Raw genomic sequence first — 561 nt, forward strand, 5'->3', positions numbered from 1 at the left:
GGGTCAGTCCTTGGGCCGCATCCATTCCCTGTTATTGTACGCGATTTTCAAAGCGTGATTGGTAAGGAAACGAAGCGTCAGTATTCCGAAGTGGTACATGCCCTTCCTGATGCCATAGTCGCTTGCATAGGCGGTGGCAGCAATGCAATGGGGATGTTTTATCCATTCATTGAGGATGAAACGGTTAAATTATATGGAGTAGAAGCAGCAGGTCATGGTCTTGATACACCGTTACATGCTTCAAGCTTAACAAAAGGAAAGCCAGGGGTGCTTCATGGGGCATTCATGTATGTATTGCAGAACGAAGACGGCCAGATTCAGGAGGCACATTCGATTTCAGCAGGGTTAGATTATCCGGGGGTTGGACCGGAACACAGTTTTCTAAAAGATACAAATCGCGTGACATATACTTCAGTTACCGATCAAGAAGCTCTAGAAGCTCTCGTATTGCTTTCAAAGGAAGAAGGGATCATACCTGCATTGGAAAGTTCACATGCCATCTCCTACGGTTTAAAACTTGCCAAAGAAATGGAGAAAGGGACAGGCTTGGTGATTTGCTTA

General features: G+C 45.5%; 1 protein-coding gene. It reads left to right on the forward strand.

Annotated elements, in window-relative coordinates:
• A partial coding sequence (locus tag AC1DUW_RS32070) for a pyridoxal-phosphate dependent enzyme (RefSeq protein ID WP_477644612.1) occupies positions 1-561 on the forward strand: 561 nt, incomplete at both ends.

The sequence above is a fragment of the Peribacillus sp. P4_C12 genome (assembly GCF_056402095.1).